Source organism: Paenibacillus motobuensis (genome assembly GCF_039521865.1).
Lineage (GTDB): Bacteria > Bacillota > Bacilli > Paenibacillales > Paenibacillaceae > Fontibacillus > Fontibacillus motobuensis.
The window spans coordinates 41,473-67,917 of the sequence record NZ_BAAACX010000005.1 but is presented as its reverse complement, the minus strand read 5'-3'; the positions used below and the strand labels follow the sequence as shown (position 1 = coordinate 67,917).

The following is a 26,445-nucleotide window of genomic DNA, read 5'->3' as shown; positions in this document are numbered from 1 at the left end:
TACTAAACTACGCGATTTGTAGTACGAATGGCTAACTTCAAACTTCCTTCGCATTCCTGCAGCACCTGCTTGCCCTTCTCGGCATCCAGGCCCGTCTTGATCATCAGGATAGCCAGCTTGCAATTCATTGAAGCCTTATGCAGGTATTCACCGGCCGTGTCATCATCGACTCCCGCCGCAATTTTGATGATGCGGATAGAGCGGTCATAAAGCTTCTTGTTGCTAGCCCTCAAGTCCACCATCAAATTGTCGTATGTCTTCCCCAGTTTGACCATCGTGCATGTCGTAAGCATATTGAGCACAAGCTTCTGAGCAGTACCGGCCTTCAATCGGGTCGAACCCATGATCACTTCAGGACCTACTACAGGCGCGATACAAACATCGCAGACTGCTTCCAATCTGGAGCCCTTATTATTAACTACTCCGATCGTCGCCGCCCCTAGTTCGGCTGCCCTCTTCAGACCGGCAATAACGAAGCTGGCCGAGCCGCTGGCCGAGATGCCAACGACAGTATCACGCGCGGTTACGCCAACCCGCTCGATTAAGGCAATCCCCTCCTCTGTACTATCTTCAAATCCTTCAACAGCCACCCTTAAAGCCATATCGCCTCCGGCAATATACCCTTGCACTAGCGTTGGGTCTACTCCGAAAGTAGGTGGACATTCTGAGGCATCCAATACTCCCAATCTCCCAGAAGTACCTGCGCCTATATAAAACATTCTTCCACCATTCTTAAGCGAATGGTATAGAATATCCACCGCCTTCATGATTTGAGGAATTTCCGCTGCCACGGCAGCTGGAACCTTGGCATCCTCCTGATTAAGCAGATGAAGCATTTCTTCGGTTGTACATTCATCAATCATCTGTGTGTGGGGGTTGACTCTCTCTGTGGTCAGTCCTGCAAAGTATTGTTCCATAGCTGATCCCTTCTCCTCACTGATGGTCTCAATCTCCATTTCCTAGAGGTAGTTCAAAAAGTCCGTCAGACCCTAGTTTCATCAGCTGAAAGCGTTTTAAAAAAACACAATCGAAAGCAGAAACTTAGGTGCAGGAAACTGACCCTTTGAACTCTTACTCTTAGCTTAAGCTTAAATGAGCCATTACCTATCCGTCAATAGTTTTTGGAATAAAATTTTATTGTGTAATATTATTTTGTATTTTTAATTCAATATTTCAACAAAAAAAGAGACCATTTCTTATTTTTCTCCATCCAGAAAATGCACCCCTGACAGGCAGCAGGTCTTTCACAGGCTTAAGTGCCTCTTTCGTATGTGATTGGTTAGTATTAAGAGACGTTCGCCTCCAGCCAAAGGTGTTTATACTGAGAAACTGGGTATCGCAACCAGGAATTTGACGAAGCAGAGTTTTGCAGCAGTGTATTTCATTGCGGCTCATGGTGCGGTTTGTGGGGCGGTTTGTGGGGCGGTTTGTGGGGCGCTTGGCGTTTTCGTGCTTTGTGAACACGGTTATCGTTAGCTCGACATTATCGCACTTTGTGGCTTATGTTCGAGCTTGGCCTGGTCTATCGGACATTATTGACCGTTAGAGCCGATCCTTGGATACTCCCCCTTCTTACGGACACTTTTGTCCGTAAGAAGGGGGAAATACCGCAAAAAGGCCTTCTTTTTCCTTCTAACGGTCATAAATGTCCATTAAGACAACAAAATGGCCTTTTTCTTGTTCTAACGGTCATTTTTGACCAACTGATAGGTACAATAGCGCTGTTGTCCATTGTGAATAAGCAACACTTCCATTTTTACGAGTTTGTCTAAAATACGTCTCGCCTGTCTGTCAGATCGGTTCAGGTGCAAGGCGAGCTCTTCGGATCGGAAAGGCCGGATAACCCCACGAGCAAAGCGCAGGGCCTCTGCTTCAATCCAGCTAAGTGAAGAACTCGCCTGCAAGGACACATACTTACCGACAAAAGATAGCGCCATCTGCTGGATGACCTCTGGTTCTTCCTCAATCGACAAATAGGCGACAGGCAGGAACAACCAATCGTCCAATACCAGGTAAGCTTGTTTCTTGCACAAATCCCTAAACCGCCATGCTTCAATATCTCTCGCGTGAGACCGATATCCATGGACTTCGATGCAGCCTTTGGCGCCGCCGGGCATATAGGCCAGATCCAGATAACGATAGCGGCCGCCATAATCCCGAACTTCCCACTCCGCATGCAGATGGTCAAAGTTTCCTATAGTCGGGTACCATATCTTCCTCAAAAATTCCTTCGTACCGTGTCCAATTTCCTTTTGAAGCATCTCGCTTCTTCTCGGATTTTTTTCTGCAGCGAGTTGATCATTAAGCCATTAGTTCATTTTTGTCTCAAAACCACTCATAGTACCTCTTCCTTTCATCTGAAAATAAATAATGCCGCTTCGATCACAAGAATCGCAAACGATTCCGAATCAAAGCGGCATGTGCTTCACGCCATTTTCAATTTTGTCTCACACGCTTCACGAGCTAAACTGGCTTAAGCCTGAATTGCTCCCAGCGACTGCCTATTTCCGACTGCGATGCTTGCTGGCCAATATGTTATGCGTCTTCGTCAAATATTTCTTCACATTTTTGTATTCAGCGCTAGCTACGCCGGCGAACAGAATATCGATAATCGTCAGCATCGCAATCCTCGAGCCCATCGCTCCGCTGCGCATCGTAATCTCGGGAGTCGTAATGCCGAGCAGAATATCGGCCTTGTCCGCAAGCTCGCTCTTGCTGTACCGGGTTATGGCGATGGTCGATACATTGTTCTTCTTGGCGATCTCTAGCGTATCCAGAATCTCCACCGTATCTCCCGAATTCGAGACAAAGATAGCGACATCTCCCTTGCCGAGCAAGGTTGCTGCAGTGAGCTGGCTATGCCCGTCCGTATAAGCATGGCTCATTTTGTTGATCCGTGAAAATTTCTGTTCCCCATCCATGCAGATCAAGCCGGAGGCACCGATCCCGAAGAAGACGATGCGGTTACTCGAGCGCAGCACCTTGACCGCCCGGGCTACCTCATTTCGGTCAATCACGCTCAGCGTATCCTCAATCGATTTGATATTATTATGCGAAATATTCGAAATAATCGTGAATAGGTCATCACCCGGCTGAATATCGGTATAGACATCCTTCTGCTCCTCATCGATCGATCCCAGAGCAGCGGAGATGCTGACGATGAAATTCCGGTATCCGCTATACCCCATCGTCTTACAGAAGCGAAGCACAGAGGCGTCGCTCGTCTTGCTGAGCTGGGCCAGACTCTTGATAGAGAGGTGCGGAATTTCCTCCGTATTAGCCAGGATATACTCGGCCACCATTCTCTCTACCGGAGTCAGATTGTCCTTCATCTCACGAATTTTGATCAGAATATTATCATTAATCGCCATGTAATACTCCCCACTTACCTTGATTAATTTATATAGGTGGTTCAATAAGTCTGACTTTTTGAACACGCACTTATATAATTCATTCCTTTGCACCAACAGGTGGCAATACTTGCACCTATCTTAAGCGCTTTTTGGCTAGAAAACAAGCAGATAGAGGTGAATAATTGGTAAATTCTTTAATTATGTTGAAATTTTATTTCAAAAACATAATACATTATAACATTTATTTGCGGAATATTATTGTCGGAATTAAGAACGGGTGCTATAATGACGGCGATGATAGCAGCTGGAGTTCTATTCCAAAAGCATAGGAGGAGTTCAAATGACTCAGAAGCTAAAGATCTCCATTATTGGTTCCGGAAGTACCTATACCCCTGAACTTATCGAAGGTATTATCAAACGTAAAAATGTACTGCCCGTCAGCGAGCTGGTGTTCATGGATATTGATGCCCGTAAACTGGACATTGTAGGTCAGCTGTGCAAGCGCATGATCGAGGCTGAGCAGCTCCCCTGCCGGATCACGATGACACAGGATTTGGATGAAGCACTTCGGGATGCTGACTTTGTACTAGGGCAAATTCGTGTTGGCAAACTTCCCGCCAGAGTTCTGGATGAGAAGATCCCGCTTAAATATCATTTGATCGGCCAAGAGACCTGTGGAATCGGCGGGTTCTTCAAGGCTATGCGCACGATCCCTGCAATGCTACATATTGCAGAACGGATGAAGGAGTTATGCCCTAATGCTTGGCTGATCAACTTCTCGAACCCGGCTGGAATTATTACAGAGGCACTGCTGAATCATAGCGAGATCAAAATGCTGGGCCTGTGCAATGTTCCTTTTAACATGTTCAAAAGCATTCGTGAGACACTCCATTTGGAGCACCCCGAGTTCACCTATATTGGATTGAATCATCTGAGCTGGATTACTTCGATCAGACAGAACGGTATGGATTATCTTGAAGCAGCGCTTGATATGGGGCTAAACAGCGAAGCGATGAAGAATATTCCGTCCAGTGGCTTCAGCAAAGAGCTAATCCAGACGGTTGGCGCGATTCCTTCCTCCTATCTTGAATACTACTATTTCAAGAACAAGAAACTCAAGACCGTTCAAGAGAGCGAACTGTCTCGAGGCGAGAAATGTATGCAGATCGAGGAGGAATTGCTGCAAATCTACGCCGATTCCAAGCTGCACACTAAGCCAGAGCTACTGTCCTCCCGGGGCGGAGCCAATTATTCTGAAGTGGCTATCAGTCTAGTGGATGCCATTTACAATGATAAACAAGAGGTTCATGTCGTCAACCTGCTGAATCAAGGCGCGCTCGATTTCATGGAGGATAACGATGCTGTTGAGGTATGTGCGGTTATCGGCAAAGACGGTGCCAAGCCAATTAAAATCGAAAACTTCACCAATCGTCATATTATCGATTACATGCGTATGGTTAAAGCCTATGAACGCGAGACTGTCGCTGCTGCGGTCAGCGGAAGCGAAGATGCCGCTATGCGCGCGCTGCTGATGAATCCGCTCGTCGGCGATTACGACGCTGCCTACCATTGCTTCCAGGAGCTTAAGCAGGCTCATCAAGCCTATCTGCCGCAATTCTTCAAGGAAGACAGCAGCAGATGAACCAGGTCAACAAATACATTATAGGCGTCGACGGAGGCAACAGTAAAACGGATTATTATCTGTTCGATCTTCAAGGCAATTATATTGATCATCTTCGTACTGGTACTTGCAGCCATGAGCGCTTCCCCGATGCCTATGCCAGCACCTTCCGAATCATACGTCAGCATCTAGAGGAATTGCTTACTCCTCACGATCTGGAAGCTAATCTGCTTGCAGCTGCTGCTTTTGGCCTTGCCGGGGCGGACATTCCTGCCCAGAAGGAACAGCTCGGCGATGTGATCAAGCGGCTTGGCTTCAGCAATTATGCCGTGGACAATGATTCCTTCCTCGGTATTAAGGCTGGCAGTGAGAAGGGCTACGGCATCTGCTCCATCAATGGTTCGGGCATGTCTACCGGCGGCATAAGCAAATCTGGAGAGCGCCTGCAGGTCGGCGGCGTCGGCAGCGAGCTGTCCGGAGACGAAGCTGGCGGCTTCTATCTAGCCCGTAAAGTGCTGCGTACTGTGTACGACTCCTTCTACCGGATGGGTGAAGATACGGCTATGACCAAGCCAGTCATGGATCTCCTTCGGGTCAGCGATAAATCGAAATTTATCGAAGCCATGGTCGAAGGTACTGTGAAGCGGAATCTCCCGAATACGGAGCTAATGCAAATTTTGTTCACAGCTGCAGATCAGGGCGATGCCTCGGCTATCAACGTCATTGATCAGACGGCTGAACAATTGGCTCGCTCCAGCGCAGGCTGCTTGAACAATCTCAATTTCTCAGGGGAGACTGAGGTCGATATTGTACTCGCCGGTTCCGTCTGGATCAAAGCCGAGAGCCCACTTCTATTCGAGAAATACCAACAATATATGTCTCGTTGGGCTCCCTGCAATTGCCGCTACATCTTTCTACAGGTCCCTCCTGCAGCCGGAGCTATCCTATGGGCACTGGAGCTGTTCCATGGCCAGCCCGTACATTCAGCACTCCGCCATAAGGTAATCAGCAGCATTGAACAAGTGCAGGCAGGACAGGGCGTTCCGATAGAGCCATAATATATATGAATATGAACTATATATATAAGAGCCATCCTTAAGCAAGTAATAAACTCCTTAAGGATGGCTCCTTTCTATTTTATAAGTTATATATTTAATACTGGATTTATAGTAAAATTAATCCAACGTATTATTTAGATCTGTCTAACATTCCCGGAAGGCTGGTGCACCTACGTGTCTACTATTCGTATATCCAGAATCGTCAAAGAGACTAAGGTAGAAGGACCTGGACTGCGTTATGCGCTCTGGGTTCAAGGATGCCCGATTCGATGCGAGGGCTGCTTTAACCCCCATACCTGGGATATGAATGGCGGAGAAATTCGTAATATCGATGATATAGTTTGTGAAATTGAGGCGGTGCTTGGAACATCCCCCGAACTGGAAGGAATCACGCTCCTCGGCGGTGAGCCCTTTAGTCAGGCCTATGAACTGAGTGTTCTTGCTCGCAAGGTCAAGGGAATGGGTCTGTCCGTCGTAACCTTCTCCGGTTATGACTATGAGACGATTCGCCAATCGGGACATAACGGCTGGAGACGCTTGCTGCAGGAAACCGACCTACTGATTGACGGTCCCTTTATTCAAAGCTTGCATGACTTAAGCCGCCCCTGGATCGGTTCACGAAATCAGCAGTACCGCTTCCTCACGAACCGCTATAAAGAACTGGAAGCAAGTCTAACTTCTATAGATAATAAGCTGGAAATACGGCTGCATCCAGATGGTACGATTACCGCAAATGGAATGGCTCGAATCTCTGATTTGGAGCTTCTGCGGGAATTAGGTTATCAATCTAAGGAGGTTAAGGAATGAGTGTTGAAATTGTGCTTATCCCCGTTGCGATTGCATTGACGAAGGAAATTGCCGAAGGGATCTCTCGCAAACTAGAGAATAAAGATAATAGCATCCTGATTCTAGAGACCAGAATGAAAGATGAACTTCTCTTGAAGCAAGCCTTGGAAGACTGGGATTGCTCCTTTCGCTCTATCGATCATATTGAGGAAATTCCCTTTCCATCACAAGAATATGATGAAGTTATTTTTCTGCTCAACTCTACAGGCCGTTACTCCCTCGTACTTCCTCAAACTGCTGATCAGACCGCCTATGAAGAATGGCTCTCCAACGTTGAACATACCTACACTAATCTGCTGCAACAACAAGTTTATCAAACTTTGATCGAAAGAGCCCCTAGAAACGGATTAATCTTGGAACAAGAAGAAAGGCTGGCGGATCGATCGATCCAACTGACTTACATATTGAATAAATAAAGGAGATTAGCATGATCAAGACATATACCGATCGCGGAAGAGCCTGGGAAACCGTCAACAGCTGGTGGGTGCTTTTAACCTTCGCTCCTTTCGGTCTGGGCAGCTTTCTTTCTTTTTTGTATATCGGATTTAGGGTAAAGCATTGGCCTTGGCTCATTTACGGACTCATTTATTTGGGAGCTACGATTGCCGCCTTTTCACTTTCTGGAGGAATTAGCACAGCTATCGCTGTTTCTTCATGGATTATAAGTATAATACATGCTTTTAAGACTCGTTCCTCTTTCCTAATTCAACTCGATGTGTACAAGGCAAATGAAAAAGTGAGAGAACAACATAAAATGGACCGATTGAGACAGGAAGCTCAAGCAAAGTTTCAAATACCAGACAGTACAACACAATTCAAGCCACCTGTCCCCAAAGTGAAATCAGAGTCGGATGTGCGAAACTTCGCGGTGGATGACACCCAAAAAGAAAATCGGCAAGCAGAATCCGCCACTTCCGATGCATCTGATGCTCCTCCAACGAATACAACTCAAACCGGCAATGGGCGCCGAGTCGATTTCTAATAAGAAGGAGTGAATAGAATGACTACGACGAACGCAACCGAAAAAACGAAAAAACATCTGGCCAATTTGTTCCGGGCGAGATTCCCGTATCTTTACATCCAAACCTGGGAGGAAGATCGGGTCTTGTCCTTAATTCGTGATGTTGCACAGGATGCGGAGCTTATTAAAACAACGCGGGAAGTTATCCTATGGCGGGTGACGACCGGATTGATCGACGGGAAGGGTCAGTCTATGGGGGATACAAAGCTGCCTCTGAAGGCACTCGAATATATTGAGAAATATGATAAACCAAGTATTTTCGTCCTGCAGGATTTCCATGTGTTTTTTGGCAGCGAGTGGCGAGTCCCGGATTATCAAGTCATACGAAAGCTAAGGGATATGTTAACGAGCATCAAACAGAGCGAGCACCCCATCAACGTCATTTTTACCTCTCCGTTTTTAATACTTCCGGATGATTTACAAAAGGATGTGACGATCGTTGATTTTGAATTACCCTCATTTGAAGAGATCAAGAACTTGCTTGAAGAAATGATTCAAGTCAACGAGCAAAGCAGCCGGATTCAGATCAATCTGGATAACGAAGGGAAAGAGCGTTTGGCCAAGGCTGCCCTCGGCTTAACGCTTTCGGAAGCGGAAAATGCATTTGCACGAGCTATGGTTGAGGACGGTAGGCTTGATATTCACGATGTGGAAGTTGTTTTACAAGAAAAAGAGCAGATCATTAAAAAAACTGAAATTTTAGAATTTGTGCGCAGCGATTTGAAAATGGCTGATGTTGGTGGTCTGGAGAATTTGAAGCGCTGGTTGTCCAAACGCAACAAATCCTGGCTGGACTCGGCTCGAAAATATGGGCTGCCGGCTCCAAAAGGCGTACTGATCACCGGAGTTCCAGGTTGCGGCAAAAGCTTGATCAGCAAATCCATCAGTTCCATGTGGCAACTGCCTCTGCTTCGACTTGATATGGGGAAAATATTTAGAGGTATCGTTGGAAGCAGTGAAGAAAATATGCGAAAAGCGATCCGGACCGCGGAGGCCATCTCCCCTTCTATCCTCTGGATCGATGAGATCGAGAAAGGCTTCAGCGGTTACTCCGGAGGTTCAGATAGCGGCACTTCGGCCAGAGTTTTCGGACAATTCTTGACCTGGATGCAGGAGAAAACAAGCCCTGTGTTTGTCATTGCCACAGCTAACAACATCTCCGCCCTGCCTGGCGAACTGATGCGCAAAGGCCGGTTTGATGAAATATTTTTTGTGGACCTGCCTACCCTGCGTGAAAGAAAGGAAATTATGAGAGTTCATATATCGAAGCGATTAACGGATCCGGAAGTTTCTGGTGAGTTCGAGCTGACGGATGAAAGCTTGGACCTTTTGTCCTCCAAATGCGAAGGCTTTGTTGGTGCGGAAATCGAACAAATGGTCATAGATGCCTTGTTCGAGGCCTATGCTGAAAATTCAGCAGTTCGACTGGACCATTTTGAACGTGCCATTGTCAATACCGTACCATTATCAGTGACACTGGCGGAACAGATTCGCGGGATAAGAGATTGGGCAAATATCCGCGCAGTAACAGCTACTCCTAGGGAAGATCGGAAAGAGTATACAGATGAGGGTCTCGCTGTGCCGCCTGGCGCAATTCTTTCGAATATGGGCGAGTATGATGATGTTCGTCTCAAGCGCGGCGGAAGAACGGTGGATTTTTAAAGGGGGAGCATTATGGCGGAGAAGATCCAAATCCGTATCTATCCGGACGGCCGCGTAGAGGCGGAAACATTCAACATTCAGGGAGAGGAATGCACGGATGTTATTTCGCTGCTTGAGCAATTGCTGAATGCAGAAGTTCTAGAGACGACGCTTAAACCGGAATATTATGAAATAAATGAGACCATCATTCGTGAAAAATTGAAGTTGGAGGAATGAGTCATGTATTCGTCGAGTGAGATCCGTTCTGCGGCCAGAAAGACTTCTCAGGGAGAGGCAGATTTGAAGAAGACAGAGAGACAGCTAAGCTCTGATATTCAGGAAGCGTCTTCCTGGTGGAAAGGGACAGCCGGCTCAGCGTTTAAGGATGACTTCACGAGGCAGACCAAGAGCGAAATCACCCGGTTGTATGCAGAAATCCGGGATATCGAATCTGGGCTTGAACGATTGGCCCGCGAGGTTCAAATCGCAGATGAACGACGTCGGGCCGAAGAGGCTAGGAAGGCATTGGAGCTGCAAAAACAGCAGAAAGGTAAGAGATAAACAAACAAGGAGAGCGAAAATAATGCTAAATGAGAAACAATATCTACTGTTATGTGAATTGGCTGATACCGGATTACTGAATGCGCAGCGCTCCGGAAGTGTGATGGCAATTACCCGGAGCTTGCTGCCCGCTCTAACCCTTCGTAAGCAGGCTGATTTGGCCAAGGCTATTCTAGAGTGTTCAAACTTTGCCGATCTAGAGTTAGTGGAACAATCTAGTGATCGGTGCCATTTGGATCGAGCTCTATTTCTCAACAAAGAGCAGCAGCAATGCGTAATAGTCATATTTCAGTCGAAAGAATCGGAAGAGCCAGATACATATTCGTTCCTATTAGATACTATGGTTCATACCCTTCAGGAGGAATTGCCGCTTGGAGTTAACACGGTATTGACCGGACTTGGTCAGAACGGCTGGCATGCCGCTTTGATGGCAGAAATACTCGATGAGGAAGCTGTTGTTTTTGGTGCGCCAACTATAGAGGAGCTCCCGGGAAAAGCAGTCAACTATGTCGGAGAAAATGACCCGGTGGGAGATCATACTGAGAAAGTTGTATTTGTAAAGGAAGCAGATGATCTGGAAGATGAGGAGATCGTCCCTCTTTTTAGAAAGCATGCTTTTGACGAAAGCGGGAGAGCAATCGTATCAGAACAAAGCGAGTTCTCCCGATTCGTTAGTTGGTTCTATAACACATCCGGAACCATAGAGCCGGTGATCTGGAATTTCTTCTTTCCTGGAACAGAAGAAGATGAAGCAACTGTCCTTGCGGACCTTGGCGTTTATTCCGTATTCTTGAAGGTTGGCGAGCTTAACAATGAGAGGGTTCTTAGATCCATCGGGGACATCATGCGATATGTTGCAGGAAAACTGGAGTCCAATCGCAATCAACTCGCAGCTGAATTGGATAAACTGCCCGATGACGATTATGATAATCAGGTTTCAGAAACTGCGAATAACTTTGCAAAGCAGGCCGAAGATTTCATCATGCGCACGTTCGAAAGTGTCCAGACTATGTTTATGGGCGTCGCTCTATTCACCTTGGGACAGGAGTCGTTTGATACGAATCCTCTCATTGATAATTTTCATAGGCAGCTCCATGAATTATTGGACCAGGAATTAGAACGTGTAACAGACTGCCTAGATCAAGCAATCGCCCGTCGATTGGATCGCTTTTTTCAGCTCCCTTCATTCCATTTTGAGTGGTGAATCTAATGAATCAATGGGTGGGACGAATATTGCTGGTTGTTTTAGTAGGAACGATTATTATCTTAGGAGTTAGTGGATGTATGAATAAGAATAAGGAACAACAAACAGAGGAAAATAAACCAACCCCGGAAGTCATTAAAGAATGGGTTCTCACCCATTTGCAGGAGAAGTACGGTGAAGAATTCGTGCCAGTGTCTTTTAGCGGCAGTAGTTTCGCATATCCCTATAATCAAATGTATTTGTATCCCAAGAACGGAGCCAAATCGGATCGTTTTGAAGCTCGTATCGTGATTAATAAGGATGGGACTTACAATATTAGCGACGGATATTTTGGGATTTTGATCGCTCCTGAATATGCAAAGGTCGTTTCCGGATTCATAGGAGAAATATATAAAGATTTTAAGTTTTCCGTCGATTTTGGCGAAGGTGTACTTCCGGACCGTTTAAACAAGAATACGAAATTGGAAGAAACTTATAGTGAAAACGAATATTTCAAAGCACAAATCACGGTTTTTGTAAAAGAAGATTCGGCCAATGGCATCGATACCATGGATAGTTTAAAAAAAATTGCCGGAAAAATGATAGAAAAGAAACTGGTTGGGAACGTAATGATTTATATAGTTAAGAATGGAATGTTTGATTCTATTACGATGGAAACTTTGAATGAAGTAAATTCAATAAATAAGGGAGAGTATTTTTTATACGACTACAAGATTATTATGATAGGCAAGGATCTTAAGGTTTTCCACATGGAATAGGAGGTGGAGATAATATGGCTGAACTAAGTGAAAGTCAACTAATTCTATTAGACAATTTAATTTATTTGGATGATGTTGCAAATCGAAATGGTAAGAAAGCCAGTACCATTGTATATGATCTTTTAAATGACGGGCTAGACAAAAGCCGTACCAAAAAACGTCGATTCGGACAAGAATGCCACTGTTGTCTTCCGGGGCTAAGACTTCGAGCTGCATGACAACAGAACGGGCGGAAGTTTTTTAATAGTGAGATTCAAAAAGGCTTTGAAGATAGAAAACTCCAAATTAAAATTGTTGGGAGGAAGCTGATGAATCAATGGGTGGGACGAATATTACTCGTTGTTTTAGTAGGAACGATTATTATCTTAGGAGTGAGCGGATGTATGAGTAAGAATAAGGAACAACAAACAGAGGAAAATAAACCAACCCCGGAAGTCATTAAAGAATGGGTTCTCACCCATTTGCAGGAGAAGTACGGTGAAGAATTCGTGCCCGTGTCTTTTAGCGGCAGCAGTTTCGCATATCCCTATAATCAAATGTATTTGTACCCCAAGAACGGAGCCAAATCGGACCGTTTTGAAGCTCGTATCGTGATTAATAAGGATGGGACTTACGATATAAGCGATGGATATTTTGGGGTTTTAATCGCTCCGGAATATGCGAAGGTCGTTTCCGGCTTTATAGGAGAAATATATAAAGATTTCAAGTTTTCCGTCGATTTTGGCGAAGGCGTATTTCCAGACCGATTGAACAGAAATGTGAAGTTGGAAGAAATCTACAATGAAAATGAATTCTTCAACTCCGATATTACGGTTTTTGTAAAAGATGAATCGACCAAGGGAATCGACACCATTGATAGTTTAAGTAAGGTCGCTACGAAAATGATAGAAAAGAAATTGGTCGGGGACGTCTCCATTTATATTGTCAAGGATGAAAAGTTTGATTCTATAACGATGGAAGCCTTAAACGCGGTAAATGAGGACGAATACTTTATTGGAGATTATAACATCGTAATGATTGGTAAGGATTTGAAAATTTTGAAAATAAGGTAGTGAGGAGGTAGGGATTTGTCTGAACTAAAGGATAACCAGTTAATTCTTTTGGATAATTTGATATATCTCGATGATGTAGCAAATCGAAATAATAAAAAGGTTGAAGATATTGTAGATCATCTTTTGAAAGGCGGGCTAGACAAAAGCCGTACCGAAAAGGATGGTATCGTCAGCTACCCGGGTCAAATGACCAGAGAAGAATGGGTTACTGTACTGGAAGCCATTAAAAAAGATCCCCAGTTAATGAATTTAACATTGAAACATGGCCAAGTCGGAAACGTATACGACAAAAAAGGAAACATCATCGTTGATCAGAGGGGAAAACCTTTGGAAGTCGGCGCTCGTATGGCTACCTTCGTCGATTCGGACAAGAATGCCACTGTTGTCTTCCGGGGGACTGCCGGAGACTTTGAATGGTATGACAACGGTACAGGCGGATATTTATCCGACACCGATATGCAGAAGCAAGCTTTGAAGTATATTGAAAGCTTGCCCTATAACAACATTACGGTTACCGGTCACTCCAAAGGCGGCAACAAGGCTCAGTACGTAGGGATTCTTTCCGATAAGGTGGATCGGGTCCTTTCACTGGATGGGCAGGGTTTCTCGAAAGAATTCGTTGATAAGTACCAAGACTTGATAGACAAGAATGGGCATAAAATCATTTCTATCTCCGCGGAAGGTGATTACGTAAACTGCCTGCTGATACCTGTAGCGGGAAAATTCATTTATATTGACACCGAGTATCAAAAGGACTTTCTCAGGAACCATAGCCCAGGCATCGTGTTGGATGGAAACGGACAGTTGCGAGACGATGCCGAACAAGGGGCTATTCCAAAGCTCATTAACGACTTAACGATCTATTTAAACGCTCATATGCAAGAGCCGGATCGAAGCTATGCGATGGACGGACTATTGGCTTTGCTGCAAAACGGAGACGAAGGGTTTCAAAAAGTGAGCCAGGACCAGACCAATCAGAGCATCAAAATTGCGCTTCCTTATGTAGGGGATTATCTGTTGGAGAAAGCCGCTCAAGGCGGAAAGGATTTTGGAAAACTGCTGGCGGCCACTCTTGGAATGGCTGTGTTACCTGGGGAATATATGGATGACTTTATGCGTTATTTGAAAATCAATGCAGACAATTTTGGCTACCTACGTCAATTAAAGGCAGAAATCGGCGCCATCTTGGGTCCTATAATCCGCGAGAAGCTACAAGCCTTTGTATCGGATTTAGCAGCTAAAATTGAAAATAAAGCCAAGGAAATTGCAGCTAGCATTTCTGAGTTTGCCGGTAAGATCAAAGACGGCTGGGATGCGATGGTCCAAATGATTAATAACTTTATGTCTGACCTCAAAAATGCGGGTATGGCTGCCCTGGAGAAAATCAATCAATTTAAAGATAGGATGTTTCAAGGCATCAAAGATTTCGGAAATTGGGTTGCCGAAGGTACGAAAAAAGCGGCCGGCGCCGTCAAAAATGCCTGGAATAGTTCTGTCGATACGGTTAAAGGCTGGTTTGGAGTCGTTAAAGAAAAAACTACGAATGCAATCCATGGTCTGAAAGACGGGATAAAACGTACCGTCGATTTAACCAGATCCACATGGAATAAAGTTGTTGATGCATCGGTAACAAAAGCTAAGGAAATTGGCAATTGGCTGGTCACCAAGCTGGATCAGGCCCGGGATAAGATGAAGGAACTTGGATCCAAGATTAGCGCTACCTTTAATGCCTTTGTGGATAAGGTAAAAGAAGGTTGGGATAGACTCAAAAGTAGTATGAAGGCTTTGGCCGAAAAAGCCAAAAGTACTGCAGTCGAGGTTTATGAGAGCATTGCCCGGTTTGCTCAGACATTGAGCCAGACCGTAAAGAGCTTTTGTGATAAGCTAGTCTCCACCTATAAACGGGTTATGGAAGGTATAAAGAAATCCTGGAATACGCTCGTTGATAAGGTTACTAATCTATACAGCAATCTTAAAAATACAATCAGTCTGAAGGTTAATGAGTATAAAGAGAAAATAACAACGATGGTCACCTTGGCAAAGGGTAAAGTGGCCGACCTGGGCAAACAGGTTTACAAGGGCGTCAAGCAGTTTACAGGCAAAGTTGTAAAGGGATTGAGTAAAATTTCTGGCGGTCTTCTCATGGTCAGCGTAGATCGGCTCAACGATTTGCAGACGAAATTCAAACGAATGGATGACCAAATCGTGTCTACAACAGGGCGAATCATGACCGATGCGGAACGAATTGTCTCTGACATCTCGCGGACCTATAGCGAATCTAACGTGCAAAGCCAAATTCGTCAGCTTCAGAGGGCAATTGACGATGTCAGAAATCGTAGCAGACGGCTCGCTATAGAAATGCAGCGCAAAACACATTCCATAACCATAGCACGCGATCAGTATTTGAAAGTCGAACAACTGGTGAGAAGTGAGATCCGGGGATTGAATTGATTTGCAGTTCTGCATCTGCTTATTCCTTTGTTGTAGATTACAACAATACAGGAATGCAGATGTTTTTTCTTTCAGCGTAATTTAACTATTGATTGCAAAAGTTTTCATGTGCTAAGGTTATTTCAATATTTTAAATACATACATTTCATCCCGAATTTGGTATTACACATTCGGTGAATATCGGAAGGTGGCTTGCAGCAAGTATGAAATCCAATAAGGTTCTCTCTGATTCCAAGGCTCATCCGGGTCCCATTCACTCAACTGATAAGACTCAAGACTTAACTGCGACGAAGGCTGCAACTACTCTGCTCTTCATCGCAATTATGTTGACCGCTGCTACTCTTCGATCACCATTAACAGGCGTCGGATCGCTCATTACGCAAATCCAGGCCTCAACAGGACTGACGCATACGACAGCTGGCATGCTTACGACACTGCCGCTAATCGCCTTCGGTCTGTTCGCCCTGGTTGCACCGAAGCTCTCGAGCCGCTTCGGCATGGAGCTTACCCTGCTCGCTAGCACTGGGCTGCTAATCATCGGGATTCTGCTTCGCTCTATTCCGGGCATTTCCCCCTTATTCCTAGGCACAGCGTTAGCTGGTATCGCTATCGCCATATGCAATGTCCTGGTTCCTGGCTTGATCAAGCGTGATTTCCCACGGCAAATCGGAATGATGACCGGATTGTATTCATCATTCATGAATCTATGGGCCGCCATCGCCTCAGGCATCAGCATTCCGCTCTCGCTTACCTTTCTCGGCTGGCGCGGATCGCTGGCGATCTGGGTTGTGATCGCTCTGGCTGCGACATTAACCTGGCTGCCGCTATTGCGCCGTGCCAACCATGCCAAGGAGAAAGAAGCTGGTCGGGTACAGAACGGCGGCGCGCGGAGGCCAGTTCAAGTATGGCGTTCTCCCATTGCTTGGCTCGTTACCATCTATATGGGCTTCCAGTCCATCATGTTCTATGTCGGGGTATCCTGGCTGCCGGAAATTTTACACGAACAGGGTATGGATATGGCTAAGGCGGGCTGGATGCTCTCGCTCATGCAAATCCTAAGTATGATCGGTTCCTTCGTCATGCCGCTTCTCGCTACGCGATCGCAGGATCAGCGCTGGATCACCGCGGCTTCCTCCGCCTTCTTCCTGTTTGGCTTCGGCGGTGTATGGGTTGGCCCGCATAACCTGGCTCCGTTATACATCATGTTAATCGGGCTAGGATGCGGTACGACCTTCAGTCTGGTCATTACCTTCTTCTCGCTGCGTTCGCATACATCTGAACAAGCGGCGGCCATGTCAGGGATGGCTCAGTCGATCGGATATTTGCTAGCTGGTGTCGGCCCAACCCTGTTCGGCTTCATCCATGATGTCAGCGGCGGCTGGGATGTTCCGCTGGCTACGATCACTTTGATGTCCATCCTGACGATTATCTTCGGATATGCCGCCGGGCGTAAAGGCTATATCAGCCCAAAATAATAAACCAATAACAAAAAAGCTTCTTTTGTCCATGCAGCCACATCAGCTGAACTACTGACAAAAGAAGCCTTTTCTATCCTATTTCTATACAGACTATAATCCGACGTACCGGCTGTCTTCAATGATGGAATCCTTTAATCCGGTTGCCAACCTCGACTTCTCCGTTGAAACTTGTCTTGGCTGCGCGAAGAGATCCCTGCCGATCTTTATGTTGCCCGTCATCGCCAAACTGCCGCCCTGCAAATCTTCCGTCGTTCTGATCTCCCCCGTCGATTTAAGGCTTTCGGCGCGTCATTTCGCCTCCTGCACTATATCTATCCATCATAGCTACACCTGCTCCGCGCTGCGGACTGATGCTCTCGGATCAATCTCGCAGTGCTGCCTGTATTCTATTTGTTCAATCTCGCAGCCAGGTCCGATCTTTACGATATTTCCACGAACGATGGTGGCCCTCGTCTCCTCAAGCTCAACAATGTCACCTTCAATAGAATCTGCGGTCAGCCTCGCTGCTAGGGAAGACGACAGCAAACTTAGCAGTCTTCGCGGAGAGGCCAGCTTCCGCTTGACAACAATGCGCTCGCCGCCAATTTCACGCGCCTGACTGTTCCCCTCCAGGAGAATCTCTAATTCCCCGGCATTAATCATTCCGCCAGCGCGAATCTGACCATGAACCTTCAAGCTCTCGAACTCTGCATTCTCCCTCGTCTTCATTCCGCCGTCTACCTTGGCATGCTCACCAGCGATTTCCCCGCTTACCGTCAGCATTCCGTTGATGTCCATCTCAACGAATCTCACATGTCCATCCACCTTCAGCATACCGTCAACGCGTAGTTCACCACCGCGAATCGATTCGGAAGCGGAACCGGTTCCATTCATGCGTAATTTCCCTGCTTCAATAGACTTCTTCACTTTCAGCGTACCGTTAGATGTTAGTGAATCGCAGACAACATCGCCATTTATAGTTGCAAGCCCATCAGCTACGATCTTCCCATAGACTCCTCCAGCCACCTGGCCTATTCCATTAATTTTTAAATCCTTGAATCCATTCCCCATAAACTTAACCCTCACTCCCGTTAACAAGTAGTTTTAATTCTTCCGTGCACTGTGCTAGCGATAGATGGGCAACCCTCTTCACCCCGGGATCCATGTAGATCTCCTGATCATTGGGGATAAGAAGGAAGGCCGACACTCCCATTTTACGAATCAAGACAATTCCACATTCCATTCCCGCCATCCGCGGCAAATGCTCATTCAGGGCCTGAATCAATAACCGCCCTTCATCCAGCGCAATATCCCCGCTCTGAAGCCATCTATCCAACACATAAATGCTAAGCAGCTTATCGAACTCGAATATAATATGCTGCGCTGCAGGGTTAACCGTTTCAATATATAAATTTAGAGCAGATGATGTAACAATGTTCCGTTCCATAATCTCCCCCGCTGTCAATTGGATGTCTGCCAGATTTGGCGAGAATACATCGGCCAGTGCGTCCAGAGATAGATCATCCTTCATGTTCAGGATCTTGTCGATCCGCCGTATGATCTTGTCGCGCGGGAAGAAGGTCTCCTGTCCAGTGAAGGAAGATTTACGGAGGAACCACTGCTCGGGAATCAAGTTTTTACGCTTCCATCGATATAGCTGTCCATAGGATATTCCGGTCAAATCCAGCAGCTCTTTTTTGGATATTAAATCCTCACTCATACGTATACCCCTTTCTCACGAAAATAATGTAACATAACATTGTTACGTTGTAAAGTTACTAAACATCCCCTATTGCTCTCTCTCCGTTAAAATTGCAGTAAAAAAAGTCTCCAACGCATTTGTTAATACGTTAGAGACTTCTTCGATCATCTCATTCTATTCTTTATCGAACTTGAAATACTCCACCTTACTGTTCATTACCGTTGCTATCTTAGCTAGTCCCTCTGCCGCAGAAGCAATCTCCTGCATCGAGGCCAGCTGCTGCTCCGTTGCCGCTGTAACACTCTGGAAAGCATCCTGGCTCTTGGCCGACGTATCGGCAATTCGAGCAACCGAAGCGGTCACCTGATCCGCGCTGGCCGACATCTGTTCGGTAATCGCTGATACATCTTGAATCTGCTCTATAATCAGCTTGGTTGAATGCTCGATTTGACGGAATGCGATCTGGGCATCATCCGTAACCGTCATGCCGAGTTCTACATTCGTAACGACATCTTGACTCATTTTCGTATAGGCTTGATCCGTTAATTCAGTCATCATCGTCAGACTATTGCGGATTTTCTCAACGGTCACCTTAGACTGCTCCGCTAGCTTGCGAACCTCTCCAGCTACAACAGCGAAGCCTCTTCCTTCCTCGCCCGCTCTCGCCGCTTCAATAGAGGCGTTCAAAGCCAGTAGATTTGTCTTTACGGCAATGTCGGACACCGCAGCACTCATATCAGTAACCTGCGAGCTAATCTCCGTCATTTTACGAATCAGCTCAGCCGATTCAGCGGTGGAACGATGTATTTCATTCATCTGCGCAGCAACGATCGATACTTTTTCGCTACCGCTTTGAATGTCCTGCTCTGTCTGCGAGGATGAGCTCGCAATTTGATTGGATGCCTCAGCGATTCTATAAATACCTTGAGACATCTCCTCCATCGCTCTGGCCCCTTCCGCTGAAGAGACTGCCTGTGCTTCCGCACCCACAGACGCCTCTTGAACGAGGTCGACGACATGCTCCACCGCCTTGGAGTTATGCTCCGTGCTGGCTGTCAGCTCTTCACTAGATGCCGCGAGCTGGCTAGAGAAATCGGCGACACTACCAATAATCTCCCTTATCGTGCCCACCATGTTGTTATAGTTGGCGGATAGTTGGCCCACTTCATCCTTACTGCTTACAGCGACCTCTTCGTTTAAATAGCCGTTGCTGACCCGTTTTGAAGACAGGTTCAGCCGTTCAATCGGCCGAGTAACTGCACGAACGACGAAATATAACAGCCCAAGCCCGATGACGAGGGACAATCCTGATACAATCAGCGAATTCCAGAATATCGGCATTGCGGCTTTTTTTATCTCATCCTCTTCCATCACTCCGACGATTTTGAATCCTGTCCATGAATTGGTCAGGAAATAGGCCCGCTGTGGTCTCCCACTAACTGGACTAGTATAGTCAAGCATTCCTGATCCAGCCGCCTGAATCTCATTCACATAGTCACCTTCGACCTCTTCACCAATCTCTATTGTCGGAGATGCTACAATCCTATTTGTCCGGTCTATGATATAAAGAAATCCATCTTTCCCCAACTCTACTTTCCCAACCATCTCATTGATCTTTGCCAGATCCAGAGAGACCGTCAATGCGCCTTGTCCATTGGCCAGGGAGTGACTAATGTATAAGTTATAATGCCCCGTCGTCGCCGAACGAAACGGATCGATAATAACGGTCTGCCCGGGATTCTCCATCGTAGCCTTATACCAATCTCTCTCTCGTGGATCATAGTCCTGTTTGCCAGGGTCCGGAGCTTTCATCCAAGCGCCATTATTATTGCCGACAACAATGTTTTCAAGATCCGGGTGTTTATCAATAAAGAGCTCAAGCAGACGTCTTAGTTCAGGTGATCTGTTGTCAATCTGCTTCGAATCTATCTCCATCACCAGTTGTTCCAAATTATAGACCTGCGCCTCAATAACACGATCTATGGTATCGCTGAATTGAGTTGCACTGATCTTCATATTCTTATCCGTCTCTACCTGCAGCTGTCGCTTGGCACTCTCAAAGCTGCTATAGGCAATCAGAACGTTAGGTATGATAAACATAACAGCGAACAATAAGAATAGTCGATTACGTAAAGTGCGTATTTCTACCAAAGAGTATAAACGTTTGATAATTCCCTTCAAGAAAGTTCCCCCTATAATTTAATGATAAGCTCAAAAGTGATATCCCCCCTCCTATCTCCTGAAAATATGTTATTCCGATGCTGTATTTTAACTAGAAGTTTTCACATGATTTTGCAGGGTATATTGCAAGATATCCCTATCTTCGACATATTTCGAACATTTTTTAATATATCTCGAAAATTTTCATGAAAATTTAATAATCTTTTTCAAGGTACTGCAAAACAGCCTTATTATTTACAGAAATACTATGTATTGAAACCCCCTAAACTCATCATCTAATCCCATACAACAACAAAAAACCATCGTACCCCTATAAGGATACGATGGTTCAAGAAGTTCAGCTTATGTTCATTATTTGCTCTTCTCTGTATATTCAACAACCCAATCGGCCGTTGCCGCGAGTTTTGCCTCCGCACGCCCGATTGCTGCCGCTACCTGACTGGAGGCTGTCCCACCGTATACATTACGGGCATTGACTACAGCCTCAGGTTGCAGTACATCGTAGATGCTCTCATCGAACAAGGAAGAGAATTGCTTGAATTCCTCCAGCGTCAGATCGAGCAGGAACTTGTTATTTTGAATACAATACAGCACGGTCTTCCCGATCACCTCATGGGCTTGGCGAAAAGGCATGCCTTTGTTGGCCAGGAAATCCGCAATATCGGTCGCGTTGGAGAAATCCTTGTTAACTGCATCGCGCATCTGCCCACTGTTCACCTTCATCGTAGCCATCATGGGAGCGAACAGCTTGAGCGCCCCTTGCAGCGTCTCGACCGTATCGAACATGCCTTCCTTGTCCTCCTGCATGTCCTTGTTATAAGCCAGCGGCAGTGATTTGAGGACGGTTAGGAGTCCCATCAAGTTCCCATAGACCCGCCCAGTCTTTCCGCGTACCAGTTCAGGCACATCCGGATTCTTCTTCTGCGGCATAATGCTGCTGCCGGTGCAGAAGGCGTCATCCAGCTCAACAAACCGGAACTCTGTGCTGCTCCACAGAACCAGTTCCTCACTCAAACGCGACAAATGCATCATCAGGATCGAAGCATCAGCCAGGAATTCAATGATGAAGTCGCGATCGCTGACCGCGTCCAGGCTGTTCTCATAGACGCTGTCAAAGTGGAGCTGCTCGGCGACATAGTGACGATCGATCGGGAAAGTCGTCCCAGCCAATGCTCCCGCACCAAGAGGAAGCACATTAATGCGCCGGTAGCTATCCTGCAGACGCTCAATATCCCGTTGGAACATCGAGACATACGCCATTAAATGATGTGCGAACAGTATCGGTTGAGCACGCTGCAGATGCGTGTACCCTGGCAGAATCGTCTCCCGGTTCGCCCGGGCCTGCTCCAGCAGAGCTTCCTGCAGATCATGCAGCAAGCCTACGAATTCTACCACCCGCTTGCGCAGATATAGATGCATATCCGTTGCGACCTGATCATTCCGACTGCGTCCGGTATGCAGCTTACCGCCTACAGAACCGATCTCATCGATCAACTGCTTCTCGATATTCATATGAATGTCTTCATTTTCAATAGAATACTCCACTTCCCCGCGCCGAATCTGGCCGAGTACCGTATGAAGTCCCTCTTTGATCTTCTCGACATCCTCTTCCGGAAGAATTCCGCATTTGCCCAGCATGCTGACATGTGCCAGACTTCCCTGCACATCTTCCTCTGCCAGCAGCTTATCAAAGCCGATCGATGCCGTGTACTGTTCAACCAGCCTGTTCGTCTGCTTCGTGAAACGTCCGCCCCACAGTTTGCTCACCTGACTCCACTCCTTATCCTGTAATCTATGTCGCCATATAAATAAATGATGAGAAAATAGCCATTATCCTGCAATAGGTGCTGATTTACAACTATTCACGCCTGTTATGAGCTCCCTAAAGCATATAACTGCGTTTATACACTTATTTGGGTCGAAACCTCCTTAAATCGACGCTAAATTGAAAAATAGTTGTAAATTAACAACTATTTTTGCTATTGTAGCAATTTCCGTCCAAATAAGTGAGCTATTGCAACTATTATTAAGTTATTTATTATTTTGCTCTACTCCGGAGTTTACCTTCAGACGAAGGGCATTCAGATGTATAAAGCCTGTAGCATCCCCTTGATCATAAGCCTGGGTAGGATCGGCTTCCATCGTAGCAATATTCGGATTGTAGAGACTTACTGGGCTCTTCACGCCAGCGGCAATAATATTGCCTTTATACAGTTTCACACGCACTGTACCTGCTACATTCTTCTGACTCTCCGTTACCAACGCTTGCAGCGCGAGACGCTCCGGTGCGAACCAGAAGCCGTTGTATACGAGCGTGCTATAGCGGGTGATCAGGCTGTCACGCAGATTCATTACTTCGCGGTCCATCGTCAACGACTCCATCTTACGATGTGCTGTGAACAGAATCGTTCCGCCTGGTGTCTCATATACGCCACGGCTCTTCATACCTACGAAGCGGTTCTCTACCATATCCACACGGCCGATGCCATGCTTGCCGCCAAGCTCGTTCAGCTTCTCCATAACGCCTAATGGGCTAAGCTGCTTACCGTTTATAGCTACGCAATTGCCTTGCTCGAAATCCAGTTCAACATATTCTGCTTGATCCGGAGCATCCTCCGGCGAGACGCTGAGCAGGTACATATCCTTATTTTCAGGTGCAGCCGCATCGAACCATGGGTCCTCCAGCACGCCGCTCTCATAGCTGATATGCAGCAAGTTACGGTCCATCGAATATGGCTTCGCCGCCGATGCAGTAACCGGGATTCCATTTGCTTCAGCATATTCGATCATCTCTGCCCGGCCCGGGAAACGATCACGGAACTCATTCAGACGCCATGGTGCAATTACAGCGATCTCCGGTGCAATTGCAGCCGCCGCCAGTTCAAATCTTACTTGGTCGTTCCCTTTGCCTGTCGCTCCATGTGCAATTGCTGTTGCTCCCTCTTTACGTGCGATCTCTACCATCCGTTTCGCAATCAGTGGACGAGCGATACTCGTACCGAGCAAGTACTGCCCTTCATACAACGCTCCGGACTGGAACATCGGATAAATAAAGTCCTTGGCGAACTCTTCCTGAAGGTCATCGATATACACCTTGGAAGCACCGGTGGCAAGCGCCTTGGCCTCAAGCCCGTCCAGTTCCTCCTTCTGACCGATATCCGCCGTAAAAGCGATGATCTCCGCATCGTAAGTTTCTTTTAACCATTTCAATATAACGGAAGTATCCAGCCCTCCGGAATACGCCAACACGATTTTTTGCTTCGCCATAGTTCCTCTTCCTCTCTAGTACTATATAAGTTGAAATTTTCCGAACATTTCACCCGTTGCAGACATCCAGTCTATTAATAGTTCAACTTATATAGTATTTTTATTTATCCCATTAACGCTGCCATCAGCGCCTTCTGTGCATGTAGACGGTTCTCTGCCTGATCAAAAATAATCGAATGCTTGCCGTCAATGACGCCCTCGCTGACTTCTTCCCCGCGGTGGGCAGGCAGACAGTGCATAAATACATAATCATCCTTGGCATAAGACGCCAACTGTTCATTCACCTGATAATCTTTAAAAGCAAGTTCGCGCTGCTTCTGTTCTTCCTCGAAGCCCATGCTCGCCCACACATCTGAATAGATCACATCCGCATCCTGAACAGCAGCCTTCGGATCACGAACCACTTCAATGATCGCCCCCGTCGCCTTGGCGAACTCCTGTGCTTGCTGAACCACCGCCGCATCGGGCTCATAGCCCTCCGGACTCGATACACTGACATGCACGCCCAGCTTTGCTCCGCCGACCATAAGGGAATGGGCCATATTGTTGCCATCGCCGACATAAGCGAGCTTGATGCCCTGCAGTTTTCCCTTATGCTCATAGATCGTCTGATAGTCCGCCAACACCTGGCAAGGATGGGCCAGATCGCTTAGTCCGTTGATCACCGGGATTGAAGCGTACTTGGCCAAGTCAACGACCTTGTCATGTCCGAAGGTCCGAATCATGATGCCGTCCAAATAACGGGACATGACACCGGCTGTATCCCCGATTGTCTCCCCACGGCCGAGCTGGATATCATTCTTGCTGAGGAACAGCGCATGTCCCCCCAGTTGATACGTACCGACTTCAAAGGATACACGCGTCCGAGTCGAAGATTTCTCAAAAATCAAACCGACTGTTTTCCCTTTCAGTGGCTCGTATACTTCTCCGTTCTTCTGCTTGCGCTTCAGCTCAATAGCCAAATCGATCAAATATTGAATCTCCTCGGTGGAGTAATCATCCATTTCCAAAAAATCACGACCGTGCAAATTAAAAGTTTTATCCGTCAATGGCTGAGTCAGGCTCATAATTTTGCTTCCTCCTTGCTCGTATGTGTTGTAATGATAGCAGCCAGTGTGTCCACTGCCTGATCGATCTCCTCATGGCTCACGTGCAGATTCGGCAGCAGCCGAATGACGTTAGGGCCCGCGGTTACGAATAACAGCTTATTCTTCTGGCCAGCGGCAACAAGCTCAGCAACAGGCTCTGCACACTCAATTCCGATCAGCAGACCCATGCCGCGAATATCCTTCACAAATGGCTGCCCGTCAAGCACCGCCTTCAAGCGCTCAACTAGATAGGCTCCAGCCTCCGCTGCCTTCTGAGGGGTATTCTCTTCCTTCATTGTCTCTAGCGTTGCAATCACCGACGCTGCTGCTACTGGATTGCCGCCGAAGGTCGATGCATGGCTCCCTGGGGAGAACGCCTCACGCAAATATTCCTTGGCAAGCATCGCCCCTGCCGGCAGTCCACTGGCGATTCCTTTGGCCGCTGTAAAAATATCCGGCTCGATGCCATATTGCTGATGAGCGAACCAGGAACCCGTACGTCCCATTCCTGTCTGAACCTCATCGATAATAAGCAGCAGTCCCTGCTCCTGACAGAGCTTGGATAGCTCCTGTACGAATTCAGGCTCTACTGGATAGACACCGCCTTCGGCCTGGATCATCTCGATCATAATCGCCGCCGTATGCGGGCCAATCGCCGCCTGCAGCGCATCCATATCATACAGAGGTACAGTCTTGAAACCTGCCGGAAGCGGGAGGAAGCCATCCTTCACCTTCTGCTGTCCGGTCGCCGTCAAGGTTGCCAGCGTACGTCCGTGGAAGGATTGCTCGAACGTGATCACTTCATAACGGTCCACGCCCTTGATCTTCTGCTGATAACGACGAGCCAGCTTGATCGCTGCCTCATTCGCTTCAGCTCCACTGTTACAGAAGAACACGGCATCCGCGCAACTGACCTCGGTCAGCATTCGCGCCGCCTGCTCCTGCTGCGGAATCTGGAACAGGTTCGAGACATGCCACAGCTCGTCGAGCTGCTCCTTCACCTTCTGCTTCACCTTCTCCGGGGCATGCCCGAGGTTGGTTACCGCCAGTCCACTCATGAAATCGAGATAACGATTGCCTTGATCATCCCATAGCCAACTGCCGTGGCCTTTGACCAAATTAATGGGATAACGCGAATAAGTCGGAAAAAGTGCGCTTTGTGCCATGTTTATTCAACTCCTATC

25 protein-coding genes are annotated in these 26,445 nt (G+C 46.8%); 14 read left to right on the top strand and 11 right to left on the bottom strand.

Annotated elements, in window-relative coordinates:
* Window positions 1-2: 2 nt before the first annotated feature.
* The 3 genes from murQ to ABD014_RS03520 all read right to left on the bottom strand — a co-directional run bounded on the left by murQ (window position 3) and on the right by ABD014_RS03520 (window position 3,371).
* Window positions 3-917 carry an N-acetylmuramic acid 6-phosphate etherase gene (murQ, locus tag ABD014_RS03530; protein ID WP_343857531.1) on the bottom strand — a complete coding sequence of 305 codons (915 nt, stop codon included), beginning with the start codon at window positions 915-917 and terminating at the stop codon, window positions 3-5.
* 765 nt (window positions 918-1,682) lie between these two features.
* Complete coding sequence (locus tag ABD014_RS03525; protein WP_343857528.1) at window positions 1,683-2,261, bottom strand: transcriptional regulator; 579 nt, start codon at window positions 2,259-2,261, stop codon at window positions 1,683-1,685.
* 240 nt (window positions 2,262-2,501) lie between these two features.
* On the bottom strand, window positions 2,502-3,371 hold the full coding sequence (locus ABD014_RS03520) for a MurR/RpiR family transcriptional regulator (RefSeq protein WP_068779000.1): 870 nt from the start codon (window positions 3,369-3,371) through the stop codon (window positions 2,502-2,504).
* A 322-nt stretch (window positions 3,372-3,693) separates the two neighbouring features.
* On the opposite strand from ABD014_RS03520, the gene ABD014_RS03515 reads away from it, so the two are divergent.
* The 14 genes from ABD014_RS03515 (at window position 3,694) to ABD014_RS03450 (ending at window position 17,041) form a co-directional block, all read left to right on the top strand.
* Window positions 3,694-4,995: a 6-phospho-beta-glucosidase gene (locus ABD014_RS03515; RefSeq protein WP_343857522.1), complete on the top strand. Its 1,302-nt coding sequence runs from the start codon at window positions 3,694-3,696 to the stop codon at window positions 4,993-4,995.
* On the top strand, window positions 4,992-6,032 hold the full coding sequence (locus ABD014_RS03510) for an N-acetylglucosamine kinase (protein ID WP_343857518.1): 1,041 nt from the start codon (window positions 4,992-4,994) through the stop codon (window positions 6,030-6,032). Before ABD014_RS03515 ends, ABD014_RS03510 begins: the two co-directional genes overlap by 4 nt.
* 174 nt (window positions 6,033-6,206) lie before the next feature.
* On the top strand, window positions 6,207-6,839 hold the full coding sequence (locus ABD014_RS03505; protein ID WP_343857515.1) for a 4Fe-4S single cluster domain-containing protein: 633 nt from the start codon (window positions 6,207-6,209) through the stop codon (window positions 6,837-6,839).
* Window positions 6,836-7,294 (top strand): hypothetical protein, encoded by a 459-nt coding sequence (locus tag ABD014_RS03500; RefSeq protein WP_343857513.1) that lies wholly within the window; start codon window positions 6,836-6,838, stop codon window positions 7,292-7,294. The genes ABD014_RS03505 and ABD014_RS03500 overlap by 4 nt, the downstream gene beginning before the upstream one ends.
* A gap of 11 nt (window positions 7,295-7,305) precedes the next feature.
* Window positions 7,306-7,860, top strand: a complete 555-nt coding sequence (locus tag ABD014_RS03495; RefSeq protein ID WP_343857510.1) for a hypothetical protein — start codon at window positions 7,306-7,308, stop codon at window positions 7,858-7,860.
* Between the two features lie 18 nt (window positions 7,861-7,878).
* Window positions 7,879-9,561 (top strand): AAA family ATPase, encoded by a 1,683-nt coding sequence (locus ABD014_RS03490; RefSeq protein ID WP_343857506.1) that lies wholly within the window; start codon window positions 7,879-7,881, stop codon window positions 9,559-9,561.
* A 12-nt stretch (window positions 9,562-9,573) separates the two neighbouring features.
* Window positions 9,574-9,777: a DUF2997 domain-containing protein gene (locus ABD014_RS03485; RefSeq protein WP_343857503.1), complete on the top strand. Its 204-nt coding sequence runs from the start codon at window positions 9,574-9,576 to the stop codon at window positions 9,775-9,777.
* Window positions 9,778-9,780: 3 nt separating this feature from the next.
* Complete coding sequence (locus ABD014_RS03480; protein WP_343857500.1) at window positions 9,781-10,101, top strand: WXG100 family type VII secretion target; 321 nt, start codon at window positions 9,781-9,783, stop codon at window positions 10,099-10,101.
* A 22-nt stretch (window positions 10,102-10,123) separates the two neighbouring features.
* On the top strand, window positions 10,124-11,305 hold the full coding sequence (locus tag ABD014_RS03475) for a hypothetical protein (protein WP_343857498.1): 1,182 nt from the start codon (window positions 10,124-10,126) through the stop codon (window positions 11,303-11,305).
* A gap of 5 nt (window positions 11,306-11,310) precedes the next feature.
* Window positions 11,311-12,063 (top strand): hypothetical protein, encoded by a 753-nt coding sequence (locus tag ABD014_RS03470; protein WP_343857496.1) that lies wholly within the window; start codon window positions 11,311-11,313, stop codon window positions 12,061-12,063.
* A gap of 14 nt (window positions 12,064-12,077) precedes the next feature.
* Entirely contained in the window at window positions 12,078-12,281 is a 204-nt protein-coding gene (locus tag ABD014_RS03465; RefSeq protein WP_343857494.1) for a hypothetical protein, read from the top strand.
* A gap of 90 nt (window positions 12,282-12,371) precedes the next feature.
* Complete coding sequence (locus tag ABD014_RS03460) at window positions 12,372-13,115, top strand: hypothetical protein (RefSeq protein ID WP_343857492.1); 744 nt, start codon at window positions 12,372-12,374, stop codon at window positions 13,113-13,115.
* A 15-nt stretch (window positions 13,116-13,130) separates the two neighbouring features.
* Window positions 13,131-15,566 carry an Mbeg1-like protein gene (locus ABD014_RS03455; RefSeq protein WP_343857489.1) on the top strand — a complete coding sequence of 812 codons (2,436 nt, stop codon included), beginning with the start codon at window positions 13,131-13,133 and terminating at the stop codon, window positions 15,564-15,566.
* 203 nt (window positions 15,567-15,769) lie between these two features.
* A complete protein-coding gene (locus ABD014_RS03450; protein ID WP_343857487.1) occupies window positions 15,770-17,041 on the top strand; it encodes a CynX/NimT family MFS transporter in 1,272 nt (423 codons plus the stop codon).
* A 93-nt stretch (window positions 17,042-17,134) separates the two neighbouring features.
* Here ABD014_RS03450 and ABD014_RS03445 read toward each other — a convergent pair whose 3' ends face one another.
* The 8 genes from ABD014_RS03445 to argD all read right to left on the bottom strand — a co-directional run bounded on the left by ABD014_RS03445 (window position 17,135) and on the right by argD (window position 26,427).
* Window positions 17,135-17,263, bottom strand: coding sequence for a hypothetical protein (locus tag ABD014_RS03445; protein ID WP_343857484.1), 129 nt, complete (start codon window positions 17,261-17,263; stop codon window positions 17,135-17,137).
* Window positions 17,264-17,368: 105 nt separating this feature from the next.
* Complete coding sequence (locus tag ABD014_RS03440) at window positions 17,369-18,094, bottom strand: hypothetical protein (protein ID WP_343857482.1); 726 nt, start codon at window positions 18,092-18,094, stop codon at window positions 17,369-17,371.
* Between the two features lie 4 nt (window positions 18,095-18,098).
* The gene (locus tag ABD014_RS03435) at window positions 18,099-18,743 is read right to left on the bottom strand and encodes a YhbD family protein (RefSeq protein WP_343857479.1); all 645 of its coding nucleotides are present in this window, start codon (window positions 18,741-18,743) and stop codon (window positions 18,099-18,101) included.
* A 156-nt stretch (window positions 18,744-18,899) separates the two neighbouring features.
* Window positions 18,900-20,906, bottom strand: a complete 2,007-nt coding sequence (locus ABD014_RS03430) for a methyl-accepting chemotaxis protein (protein ID WP_343857476.1) — start codon at window positions 20,904-20,906, stop codon at window positions 18,900-18,902.
* Window positions 20,907-21,257: 351 nt separating this feature from the next.
* Window positions 21,258-22,673, bottom strand: a complete 1,416-nt coding sequence (gene argH / locus ABD014_RS03425; protein ID WP_343857474.1) for an argininosuccinate lyase — start codon at window positions 22,671-22,673, stop codon at window positions 21,258-21,260.
* 264 nt (window positions 22,674-22,937) lie between these two features.
* A complete protein-coding gene (locus ABD014_RS03420) occupies window positions 22,938-24,173 on the bottom strand; it encodes an argininosuccinate synthase (protein WP_343857472.1) in 1,236 nt (411 codons plus the stop codon).
* 104 nt (window positions 24,174-24,277) lie between these two features.
* A complete protein-coding gene (gene argF / locus ABD014_RS03415) occupies window positions 24,278-25,240 on the bottom strand; it encodes an ornithine carbamoyltransferase (RefSeq protein ID WP_343857469.1) in 963 nt (320 codons plus the stop codon).
* Window positions 25,237-26,427, bottom strand: coding sequence for an acetylornithine transaminase (gene argD, locus ABD014_RS03410; protein ID WP_343857466.1), 1,191 nt, complete (start codon window positions 26,425-26,427; stop codon window positions 25,237-25,239). Before argD ends, argF begins: the two co-directional genes overlap by 4 nt.
* Window positions 26,428-26,445: the final 18 nt, after the last annotated feature.

Coding starts and splice junctions, on each gene's coding strand:
- ABD014_RS03460 (WP_343857492.1), top strand. CDS start 12,372: ATGAATCAATGGGTGGGACGAATATTACTCGTTGTTTTAGTAGGAACG.
- ABD014_RS03520 (WP_068779000.1), bottom strand. CDS start 3,371: ATGGCGATTAATGATAATATTCTGATCAAAATTCGTGAGATGAAGGAC.
- ABD014_RS03445 (WP_343857484.1), bottom strand. CDS start 17,263: ATGACGGGCAACATAAAGATCGGCAGGGATCTCTTCGCGCAGCCAAGA.
- ABD014_RS03435 (WP_343857479.1), bottom strand. CDS start 18,743: ATGAGTGAGGATTTAATATCCAAAAAAGAGCTGCTGGATTTGACCGGA.
- ABD014_RS03475 (WP_343857498.1), top strand. CDS start 10,124: ATGCTAAATGAGAAACAATATCTACTGTTATGTGAATTGGCTGATACC.
- ABD014_RS03495 (WP_343857510.1), top strand. CDS start 7,306: ATGATCAAGACATATACCGATCGCGGAAGAGCCTGGGAAACCGTCAAC.
- ABD014_RS03490 (WP_343857506.1), top strand. CDS start 7,879: ATGACTACGACGAACGCAACCGAAAAAACGAAAAAACATCTGGCCAAT.
- ABD014_RS03500 (WP_343857513.1), top strand. CDS start 6,836: ATGAGTGTTGAAATTGTGCTTATCCCCGTTGCGATTGCATTGACGAAG.
- ABD014_RS03450 (WP_343857487.1), top strand. CDS start 15,770: ATGAAATCCAATAAGGTTCTCTCTGATTCCAAGGCTCATCCGGGTCCC.
- ABD014_RS03480 (WP_343857500.1), top strand. CDS start 9,781: ATGTATTCGTCGAGTGAGATCCGTTCTGCGGCCAGAAAGACTTCTCAG.
- argD (WP_343857466.1), bottom strand. CDS start 26,427: ATGGCACAAAGCGCACTTTTTCCGACTTATTCGCGTTATCCCATTAAT.
- ABD014_RS03525 (WP_343857528.1), bottom strand. CDS start 2,261: ATGCTTCAAAAGGAAATTGGACACGGTACGAAGGAATTTTTGAGGAAG.
- ABD014_RS03465 (WP_343857494.1), top strand. CDS start 12,078: ATGGCTGAACTAAGTGAAAGTCAACTAATTCTATTAGACAATTTAATT.
- ABD014_RS03510 (WP_343857518.1), top strand. CDS start 4,992: ATGAACCAGGTCAACAAATACATTATAGGCGTCGACGGAGGCAACAGT.
- ABD014_RS03485 (WP_343857503.1), top strand. CDS start 9,574: ATGGCGGAGAAGATCCAAATCCGTATCTATCCGGACGGCCGCGTAGAG.
- ABD014_RS03440 (WP_343857482.1), bottom strand. CDS start 18,094: ATGGGGAATGGATTCAAGGATTTAAAAATTAATGGAATAGGCCAGGTG.
- argF (WP_343857469.1), bottom strand. CDS start 25,240: ATGAGCCTGACTCAGCCATTGACGGATAAAACTTTTAATTTGCACGGT.
- ABD014_RS03515 (WP_343857522.1), top strand. CDS start 3,694: ATGACTCAGAAGCTAAAGATCTCCATTATTGGTTCCGGAAGTACCTAT.
- ABD014_RS03420 (WP_343857472.1), bottom strand. CDS start 24,173: ATGGCGAAGCAAAAAATCGTGTTGGCGTATTCCGGAGGGCTGGATACT.
- ABD014_RS03470 (WP_343857496.1), top strand. CDS start 11,311: ATGAATCAATGGGTGGGACGAATATTGCTGGTTGTTTTAGTAGGAACG.
- murQ (WP_343857531.1), bottom strand. CDS start 917: ATGGAACAATACTTTGCAGGACTGACCACAGAGAGAGTCAACCCCCAC.